At 44.5% G+C, this 9,255-nt stretch carries 13 protein-coding genes; 12 read left to right on the forward strand and 1 reads right to left on the reverse strand.

Annotation, left to right across the window (positions count from 1 at the left end; translation table 11 throughout):
• Nucleotides 1–9: 9 nt before the first annotated feature.
• The 12 genes from ruvC to queC are packed head-to-tail and all read left to right on the forward strand — an operon-like array spanning nt 10 to nt 8,849.
• The gene (gene ruvC / locus B2248_RS13065) at nt 10–546 is read left to right on the forward strand and encodes a crossover junction endodeoxyribonuclease RuvC (RefSeq protein WP_273178386.1); all 537 of its coding nucleotides are present in this window, start codon (nt 10–12) and stop codon (nt 544–546) included.
• Entirely contained in the window at nt 543–1,139 is a 597-nt protein-coding gene (gene ruvA, locus B2248_RS13070) for a Holliday junction branch migration protein RuvA (protein WP_273178385.1), read from the forward strand. Before ruvC ends, ruvA begins: the two co-directional genes overlap by 4 nt.
• A gap of 1 nt (nt 1,140) precedes the next feature.
• A complete protein-coding gene (gene ruvB, locus B2248_RS13075; RefSeq protein WP_273178384.1) occupies nt 1,141–2,154 on the forward strand; it encodes a Holliday junction branch migration DNA helicase RuvB in 1,014 nt (337 codons plus the stop codon).
• Between the two features lie 4 nt (nt 2,155–2,158).
• The gene (gene ybgC, locus B2248_RS13080) at nt 2,159–2,563 is read left to right on the forward strand and encodes a tol-pal system-associated acyl-CoA thioesterase (RefSeq protein WP_273178383.1); all 405 of its coding nucleotides are present in this window, start codon (nt 2,159–2,161) and stop codon (nt 2,561–2,563) included.
• On the forward strand, nt 2,553–3,221 hold the full coding sequence (gene tolQ / locus B2248_RS13085; RefSeq protein WP_007143903.1) for a protein TolQ: 669 nt from the start codon (nt 2,553–2,555) through the stop codon (nt 3,219–3,221). The genes ybgC and tolQ overlap by 11 nt, the downstream gene beginning before the upstream one ends.
• A 15-nt stretch (nt 3,222–3,236) precedes the next feature.
• Nucleotides 3,237–3,689 carry a protein TolR gene (tolR, locus tag B2248_RS13090; protein ID WP_273178382.1) on the forward strand — a complete coding sequence of 151 codons (453 nt, stop codon included), beginning with the start codon at nt 3,237–3,239 and terminating at the stop codon, nt 3,687–3,689.
• A 4-nt stretch (nt 3,690–3,693) separates the two neighbouring features.
• Complete coding sequence (gene tolA / locus B2248_RS13095) at nt 3,694–4,809, forward strand: cell envelope integrity protein TolA (RefSeq protein WP_273178381.1); 1,116 nt, start codon at nt 3,694–3,696, stop codon at nt 4,807–4,809.
• A gap of 12 nt (nt 4,810–4,821) precedes the next feature.
• Entirely contained in the window at nt 4,822–6,120 is a 1,299-nt protein-coding gene (gene tolB, locus B2248_RS13100; protein ID WP_273178380.1) for a Tol-Pal system beta propeller repeat protein TolB, read from the forward strand.
• Nucleotides 6,121–6,138: 18 nt separating this feature from the next.
• A complete protein-coding gene (gene pal, locus B2248_RS13105; protein ID WP_273178379.1) occupies nt 6,139–6,711 on the forward strand; it encodes a peptidoglycan-associated lipoprotein Pal in 573 nt (190 codons plus the stop codon).
• 4 nt (nt 6,712–6,715) lie between these two features.
• The gene (ybgF, locus tag B2248_RS13110; protein ID WP_273178378.1) at nt 6,716–7,519 is read left to right on the forward strand and encodes a tol-pal system protein YbgF; all 804 of its coding nucleotides are present in this window, start codon (nt 6,716–6,718) and stop codon (nt 7,517–7,519) included.
• 20 nt (nt 7,520–7,539) lie between these two features.
• Nucleotides 7,540–8,181, forward strand: a complete 642-nt coding sequence (gene queE, locus B2248_RS13115; RefSeq protein WP_273178377.1) for a 7-carboxy-7-deazaguanine synthase QueE — start codon at nt 7,540–7,542, stop codon at nt 8,179–8,181.
• The gene (gene queC, locus B2248_RS13120; protein ID WP_273178376.1) at nt 8,178–8,849 is read left to right on the forward strand and encodes a 7-cyano-7-deazaguanine synthase QueC; all 672 of its coding nucleotides are present in this window, start codon (nt 8,178–8,180) and stop codon (nt 8,847–8,849) included. Before queE ends, queC begins: the two co-directional genes overlap by 4 nt.
• On the opposite strand, the gene B2248_RS13125 is transcribed toward queC, so the two are convergent.
• The gene (locus B2248_RS13125; protein WP_273178375.1) at nt 8,840–9,130 is read right to left on the reverse strand and encodes a hypothetical protein; all 291 of its coding nucleotides are present in this window, start codon (nt 9,128–9,130) and stop codon (nt 8,840–8,842) included. The genes queC and B2248_RS13125 overlap by 10 nt on opposite strands.
• Nucleotides 9,131–9,255 lie beyond the last annotated feature (125 nt).

Consider the following 9,255-nt stretch of genomic DNA (forward strand, 5'->3'; position numbering starts at 1 on the left):
TCATAAGGTATGCCGCGTATCCTGGGGATTGATCCTGGTTCAAGAAAAACCGGTTTTGGCATTATCGAAATTGATGGAAAAAAAATAAAACACGTCATCAACGGCCGTTTAATGGTCGGTGATGGCGAGTTTGCCGATAGATTAAGGCAAATTTTTGAAGGTCTATCGGATCTGATTGAACGTTATCAACCCGATATGATGGCGATTGAAAAAGTCTTTTTACATAAAAACGCCGATTCTGCTTTAAAACTGGGTCAGGCCCGTGGTGCGGCTATCTGTGCGGCGGTAAATCAGCAATTGACCGTGTCAGAATATACGGCGACCCAAATAAAAAAAGCCGTGGTCGGCAATGGCCATGCAAATAAAGCACAAATTCAATATATGATGTCGGTGATTTTGAGTTTACCTGAATCACCCGAAGAGGATGCGGCCGATGCTTTGGCCTGCGCTCTCACACATGCACATCACTCTGCTATTGGTGGTAGTCAGAGTAAATTACCAGCAGGTATGCGCACCACTCGGCGCGGGGGAAGATATAGTCGATGATTGGACGTTTGCGGGGCATTATTATTGAAAAGCAGCCACCAGAGCTTGTTCTGGATGTGCATGGTGTTGGTTATGAGTTATCAGCACCCATGTCGACGTTCTTTAACTTACCTGCTTTGAATGAAGAAGTGATGCTTTTCACCCATATGGTGGTCAGAGAAGATGCTCAGCTTTTATATGCTTTTGCGACTGAACGTGAGCGTTTACTTTTCAGAAGTCTATTGAAAGTCAACGGGGTGGGAGCCAAGCTTGCCTTAACGATTCTTTCTGGCAGTGATGTGGATACTTTTGCCCGTAGTGTGCAGGAAGGGGATACCGCCAGTCTCACCCGTTTACCTGGCGTAGGTAAAAAAACAGCCGAAAGATTGATTGTCGAAATGCGTGACCGACTTAAAGAAGTCAGCTCCGCTATGGGCATTGATACCATTGTTTCGGAAATGCCAATGACAACAGCGGGTGCCAAAAGTGAAGCGATTGAGGCGCTGGTGGCTCTGGGGTATAAACCTAACGAAGCCGATAAAATGTTACGTAGCTTTGATAGTGAAGGTATGACGACCGAACAAATCATCCGCCAAGCATTACAGAGAAACTGACATGGAAGAACGGTTTATTTCTCCACAGAGCAATAACGATGAAGAACGTATTGATCGTGCAATTCGTCCGATTACGCTTGAGGATTATATTGGTCAACCTGTTGTCCGTGAGCAAATGGACTTGTTTATTTCAGCGGCTAAACAGCGAAAAGAGGCACTTGATCACACCTTGATTTTTGGGCCACCCGGGTTAGGTAAAACGACTCTGGCGAATATTATTGCTAATGAAATGGGGGTCAATCTTCGCCAAACATCGGGGCCCGTTCTGGAGAGACCCGGCGATTTGGCTGCCTTACTGACTAACCTCGAACCTAATGATGTTTTGTTCGTTGATGAGATTCACCGACTGAGTCCTATCGTTGAGGAAGTGCTTTATCCTGCGATGGAAGACTATCAAATCGATATCATGATTGGTGAAGGTCCTGCTGCACGTTCTATCAAGCTGGACTTGGAACCATTCACGCTGGTGGGGGCTACCACTCGGGCAGGTTCGCTCACTTCACCTTTACGCGATCGCTTTGGGATTGTTCAACGTCTGGAGTTCTACAATACACAGGATTTAAGTACGATTGTTGAACGAAGTGCCCGGATATTGAATGTAAAGTTAGATGCCAGTGGTGCTCATGAAGTAGCACGACGTTCACGCGGCACACCGCGTATAGCTAATCGTTTGCTGCGCCGTGTTCGAGATTACGCTGAGGTGCGTTTTAACGGCGAGGTGACAGCGGAAATAGCCAGACAGGCGCTGGATTTACTTGATGTCGATAATTACGGCTTCGATATGTTAGACCGGAAATTACTGCTGGCGATTATTGAGAAGTTTGAAGGCGGGCCTGTGGGGTTAGATAACCTGGCGGCGGCCATTGGTGAAGAACGTGGCACGATAGAAGATGTACTTGAGCCATACTTGATTCAGGAAGGCTTTATTATGCGCACTCCACGTGGTCGTGTCGCGACCAAACGTGCCTGGCTGCACCTGGGATTAAGTCCTGATCTGACATTGGACGGCCAATAATTTTATGCAAGAATTTGTTTGGCCAATCCGGGTTTATTATGAAGATACCGATAGTGGCGGAGTCGTGTATCATTCGCAATACGTGAACTTTATGGAACGGGCAAGAACGGAGTGGTTAAGAGCGTTAGGCGTTGAGCAGAGTACACTCAGGCAAGAACAAGGTTTGTTGTTTGCTGTGCATTCAATGCAGATTAATTATCGGCGTCCTGCTGTATTTAATGACCTCTTACAAGTCATCTCCCGTCTGCAGAAAAGATCCGGTGCCAGTATTGTTTTTGAGCAGAGTATCTATCGCGGTGAGGAACTGTTGTGTGATGCTTTGGTCAGAGTTGCGAGTCTTAATGCAGAGACATTTCGCCCCAAACCCATACCTAATTTTATTTTGACGGAGTTGCATAGTGACTGCTGATCTATCGATTATCACCTTAATAGCTGAAGCTAGTTTGATTGTTAAACTGGTGATGCTGGTGTTATTAATGATTTCATTTTATTCGTGGCTGATTATCTTCCGTAAGCGAGGCGAGTTGGCAAAAGCAAAACGTGACGCGGATAACTTCGAAGATAAATTCTGGTCTGGCAACGAGCTGAATCGACTCTATGAAGACATTTCCTCACGGCCACACACTAGCCGGGGCATGGAAGGTATCTTTGAAGTCGGTTTTAAAGAATTTGTCCGCTTAAAGAAAACCTCGACAGATAGTAACTATGTACTTGAAGGCGCCCAGCGCGTGATGCGAATTTCGCTGGCCAGAGAAATTGACCAATTAGAAACCTCACTGCCATTTCTGGCAACAGCAGGTTCTACCAGTCCTTATATCGGTTTGTTTGGTACGGTTTGGGGGATTATGAATTCTTTCCGTGCATTAGGTAATGTACAGCAGGCAACGTTATCGATGGTTGCGCCGGGGATTTCAGAAGCGTTGATCGCTACCGCAATGGGTCTGTTTGCTGCTATTCCAGCCGTTATTGCCTATAACCGTTACTCCAACGAAGTGGAGCGTTTAATCAATCGCTACGATACTTTCCTGGAAGAGTTTTCTTCTATTTTACAGCGTCAACATAGTTAGCCCCGAGGTTAGGTCATGGCTGTACATTCAAACAGACGACAACGACGCAAGGCGATGAGCGACATTAATGTCGTGCCCTATATCGACGTCATGCTGGTGTTATTAATCATCTTTATGATCACTGCCCCCATGTTGACTCAGGGGGTTCAGGTTGAGTTGCCGCAGGCAGATGCAAATCCGGTTGACTCACCAGAAAATACAGAACCTTTTGTTGTTTCTGTTGATTCAGAAGGTAACTTTTATGCTGCGGTAGGCGACAAGCAAGATGAAGCTGTTGGGCCAGAAAGATTGATGGCAATAACCAGCGCGGTCTTGAGTCGTAACCCCAAAACACCTGTGATGGTGAAAGGTGATAGTGCAGCGAGTTATGGGAATGTGGTTTCTGCAATGGCGCTGTTGCAAAAAGCGGGTGCCCCCAGTGTTGGACTGATTACCCAGCAGCCAGAATCAACCGAGAACGCTCAGTAATATTATGAAACACAACATCGTCGACAATCTTTTTGCTGGCGCATCATCTCTGGTGTTACATATCGTCCTTTTCGCCATGTTCATCATTGGTATGGATTTGACTTCAACGCCAAAACCATTAGCACAGGAACCACAAAAAGAAATTGTTCAGGCAACCGTGTTAGATGAAAACCTTGTCGAGCAGGAAGTTGCACGTCTCGAAAAGCTTGAGCAAGATAAGAAAAACGCTGAGCAGGAACGTCAGCAAAAAGTGCAGGAGCAGTTGGAAGAAACACAAAAAGAACTTGCCCGTAAGGAGCAGGAATATCAGGACATGGAGGAACGCTCTCGTATTGAAGCAGAACAGAGAGCTAAGGCTGCAGAAGAAGAAAAACAGCGTATTGCCGATCTAGCCAAACAAAGAGAAGCGGAAGAACAAAAACGTCTGGAAGCAGAAAAACAAAGAAAGCTGGAAGAAGAACGTAAACAAAAAGCTGAAGCTGAGCGTAAACAGGCTGAACTTGAAAAACAAAAAGTAGAAGCCGAGAAAAAACGTCTAGAGGAAGAAAAGCGTAAAGCTGAAGCTGAGAAAAAGCGTATAGAAGAAGAAAAACAAAAAGCGGCGGCCGAGAAAAAACGTTTAGAAGAAGAGAAGCGTAAAGCGGAAGAAGCCAAACAAAAGGCCGAAGCTGAGAAGAAACGTTTAGAGGAAGAAAAACGCAAAGCCGAAGCTGAAGCCAAACGTAAAGCAGAAGAAGCAAAACGTAAGGCCGAAGAGGAGGCTCGCAGAAAAGCTGCCGAGTCTGATCTTCAGCGCCAACTTGAGCAGGAACAGCAAGAGCGTGAAGCACGCCGGGTAAAAGGTGTTGTTGATCAATACAGCCTGATGATTCAGCAACGTGTAAAACGTTATTGGTTAAGGCCGGCAAATGTCCAATCAGGACTTCAATGTACAGTACAAGTGTCACTGTTACCCGGTGGTGATGTTAAGAATGTGAAAATTGTTAAAAGTAGTGGCAATGCAGTCTTTGATCGATCTGCTGAGTCAGCTGTATATAAAGCAGCACCGCTACCGCAGCCTTCAGATCCAAAAGCTGCAGCAGCATTACGAGATTTTCAATTTATCTTTAAACCCGAATAGAGGATGGATGCGATGTTCACACGTTGGTTAAAAACAGTCGCGCTATTAATGTTTTTTGTGCCATGGCCGGCACATGCGTTATTAACAATCGAAATTACAGGTGGTTCAGAAGCAGCGTTACCTATTGCTGTCGTACCATTTGGTAATGAAGGCTTCGCGCCGCCGGAAGATATTTCCAGTATTATCAGTAATGATCTGAAAAGTAGTGGTCGCTTCGCACCATTAAAACAAAGTGAGTTAATTTCGCAGCCACATGAAGGCCAACAGGTGAACTTTGCGGATTGGCGTTTATTGCGCTCCGAAGGTTTATTAATCGGTAAGGTTAGTAGCCAGGATGGGGAAAACTATCAAGTACAATTCCAATTGTATGATGTATACAAATCACAGCAACTGGTGGGTAAACGCTATAATGTGCCCGCGTCCGGTATGCGTAACCTTGCACATCAAATCGCCGATATTGTTTATGAAACCCTGACCGGTGAGAAAGGTGTCTTTTCAACACGTCTGGCCTTTGTGACAGAAATTAAGAATGCAGATGGCAGCAAGCGTTATGCCTTACAAATCTCTGATGCAGATGGTGCAAGTCCAAGAACGGTGTTGCAATCTAGACAACCTATCATGTCGCCAAGTTGGGCACCTGATGGTGATCGTCTGGCCTATGTGACATTTGAAAATGCAAAATCTGAGATTTTTGTGCAAGAATTGAGCACTGGTAAAAGACAATCAGTCGCTTCTTTTCGTGGTTTGAACAGTGCGCCAGCCTGGTCACCTGATGGCAAAAAATTAGCGGTTACTTTATCAAAAAACGGTAACCCGGAAATTTATGTCTTAGAATTAAGCACTGGAAAATTGTCGCGTGTGACACACAATTCACAAGCTATTGATACTGAAGCAGTATGGATGCCAAATGGTCGTGAGATTTTATTTACCTCTGATCGTGGTGGCAGACCACAAATTTATAAAGTAAATGCAGATGGTGGCCGTGCTGAACGCGTTACCTTTGAAGGCAACTACAATGCCTCTGCAGATATTTCTCCTGATGGACGCATGATGACAATGGTGCATGGCGTTAACGGTAAGTTTCATATTGCCGTGCAGGATTTAGAGACAGGCGCGGTTCAGGTGTTAACTGAAACGCGAGCTGATGAGTCCCCGAGCTTTGCGCCAAACGGCCGCATGATTTTATATGCAACCGAGCAAAAAGGCAGAGGTGTATTAGCGGCAGTGTCCGTTGATGGCCGAATTAAACAACGCCTGGGAGAATCAGGTAGTGCGGTACGTGAACCGGCATGGTCGCCTTTTAAAAAGTAAGTGATAGGAGTCAATTAAATGAAAAAATTAAAATTGTTTGCGGTCTTAGTTCCATTGCTATGGTTAGCTGCTTGTAGTTCAACACCGAATAAAGGTATGAATGAAGGTGATGTGGCTGTAGAGGATCTGAGCGCACAAACATCAGGTGTTAATGGACAAGGGAATGCTGACGGTAGTGAGTACGGCTCAGAAACTCAGGTTGTTGTGGGTGAAGATGGTTACCAAGGTAATGAGTTGAATGATCCTTCAAATCCATTATCTAACCGTGTGGTGTATTTTGAATACGACAGTGCGAATGTTCGCCAGGAAGATCAGGCAACATTACAAGCACACGCTGCTTATTTAGCGAAACACCCTAATGTGACAGTCAGATTAGAAGGTCATACTGACGAACGTGGTTCGCGTGAGTATAACCTTGCATTAGGTGAACGCCGTGCTTTATCTATTCGTCAAATTTTAATGTTACAAGGTGCTGACATTAGTCAATTCCAAGTAACAAGTTTTGGTGAAGAAAGACCAGCAGTTGATGGTTCTGATGAATCTGCATGGGCGCAAAACCGTCGTGTAGAAATTGTTTATTTAGGTCGATAGAAAAATGCAGATTAACGGCAAAAGAAAATTCATTTGTGCCGTGATTCTGGCTGTTACTCTGCCCAATATTAGTTGGGCAGAGACAGAGCCACTTCAGCAGCGTGTAGAAAGGCTGGAGCGAATCATTCAAGGCCAGGGGCTGATGAACCTGATTACTCGTGTTGATCAGTTACAAAATGAAATTCAACGTCTTAATGGTGACAATGAAACATTAAGGCATGAACTAGAGCAAGCGCAAAAACGTCAGAAAGAAATGTATATTGACTTAGACGATCGCCTGCAAAAATTAGAAAACAATGCCTCTACGAATGCCAGTAACTCAGTAAGCAGTGATGAGCCAGCAGATACTTCAATGGCGAATGCTGGTATTAATGAAACAACTGATGAGCCATCTCCTACTGATGCAGCACCAGTCGCTGTTGAAAATGGTGAGGCCGCCTATCAAGCTGCCCTGCAAACGCTGCGAAGCGGTCAATACCAACAGGCAATTGATGCCTTAGCAAAATTCCCTGAACAATATCCGGGCAGTGTGTATTTACCTAATGCCTATTATTGGCAAGGTGAAGCAAAATATGTATTAAGACAGTTTGCTGATGCGGCTGCACTTTTCCAAATCGTTATTGATGAATATCCTACGAGCTCAAAAGTAGCAGATGCGCTTTTGAAAAGAGGGTTTAGCGAACAGGAAATGGGTGATAGCCAACGAGCTGAAGCTACGTTGAATCAAGTGGTAGAAAAGTACCCAAATAGTTCTGCAGCCAGACTTGCAAAAGCCAGGTTAGAACGTATTAATCAGCAATCTAATTAAGACAGTGAGCCGGTAATTTTATGGCACAATGTCGTATAACGGAAATTTTTTATTCTCTACAGGGGGAGTCCCGTACAGTGGGATTGCCGACTGTGTTCGTCAGGCTGACAGGCTGTCCGCTTCGCTGTGGTTATTGTGATACTGAGTATGCATTTCATGGCGGTGAAAAGATGGACCTCGATGATATTGTGGCCAAAGTCGCTGCGTTTAATCCACGATATGTCTGTGTGACCGGTGGTGAACCCCTCGCTCAGCCGAACTGTATACCTCTATTAACAGCATTGTGTGATTGTGGTTATGAGGTGTCATTGGAAACCAGTGGGGCCATGGATATAAGTAAAGTCGATAAACGTGTCAGCCGCGTTATGGACCTGAAAACACCGGGTTCAGGAGAAGAAAGTAAAAATCGTTATGAAAATATCGAACTATTAAATACACACGATCAGCTTAAATTTGTGGTTTGTCACCGTGATGATTATGACTGGGCAAAAGAGAAATTACAGCAGCACCTGCTAAATGAACGATGTGAAGTACTGTTTTCCCCTATTCACGGGCAGTTACAACCAGCTGAGCTTGCTGAATGGGTTGTTGAAGACAATTTACCCGTCAGAATGCAAATACAGATGCATAAATATCTGTGGGGTGAGGAGAAAGGACGATGAAAAAAGCCGTCATTCTTTTATCCGGTGGTCTTGACTCTGCGACCGTGCTGGCGATTGCCCAGCAACAGGGATATAAATGTTTCACGATGAGCTTTGATTATGGTCAACGCCATCGAGCAGAATTACACGCCTCAGCCAAACTTGCTGAAGCCATGGGTATTACTGAACATAAAGTTATCAATATTGATCTCACCGCCATTGGTGGTTCGGCACTGACGGATTCGTCTATAGCTGTTCCACAACAGCACGAAGAAGGCATTCCTATTACCTATGTGCCTGCACGAAATACAGTATTTTTATCAATTGCATTAGGGTGGGCTGAGGTTTTAGAAGCGGATGCCATCTTTGTTGGTGTCAATGCGGTGGATTATTCTGGCTATCCAGATTGTCGTCCTGAATACATTGCTGCTTTTGAGACGATGGCCAATTTAGCAACAAAAACAGGTGTGGAAGGTCATAAATTAACGATTGAGACTCCACTAATAGATTTAAGTAAACAGGCCATTATTGAAAAAGGTATTTCCTTAGGCGTGGATTACAGTCTCACGGTGTCATGCTATCAAGCTGATAATGAAGGCCGCGCTTGTGGTGAATGTGATTCTTGCCGATTCCGCAAAGAAGGTTTCAGACAAGCAGGCATAACTGATCCAACACCTTATCAAGACTGATCTAAGGTTAATTCAGCCTCTATTTCTGCTGCTGATTCAATCTCAAATGTTTTGAGACGTTTAAACGCTGCTAATAAATCACTTCTGGCCTGTTCGCTATTCTCCAATAGAAAATAGTTTTCTACTGCGCTCACAATATTGCTCATGAGATGGTTTCTTTCATCCATATATAATAATGCTTGAGCAACATGTTGGTGATCATGGCCTGTTTCGATCATTAATTCGGCGTTATTTAAAGCGGTTTTTAGTGTCGCTTCATCAGGTTTAGCAATGCTGAGCATAGACACCTCACAATTAATTTAAAAAAAATACATCAAAAGGGTTGTCATTTATTTAGAAAACGGTATTATATGCCGCTTGGTTTGGGCCGTTAGCTCAGTTGGTAGAGCACCGGACTTTTAATCCG

Source organism: Methylophaga sp. UBA2012 (assembly GCF_002335235.1).
Taxonomy (GTDB): domain Bacteria; phylum Pseudomonadota; class Gammaproteobacteria; order Nitrosococcales; family Methylophagaceae; genus Methylophaga; species Methylophaga thalassica.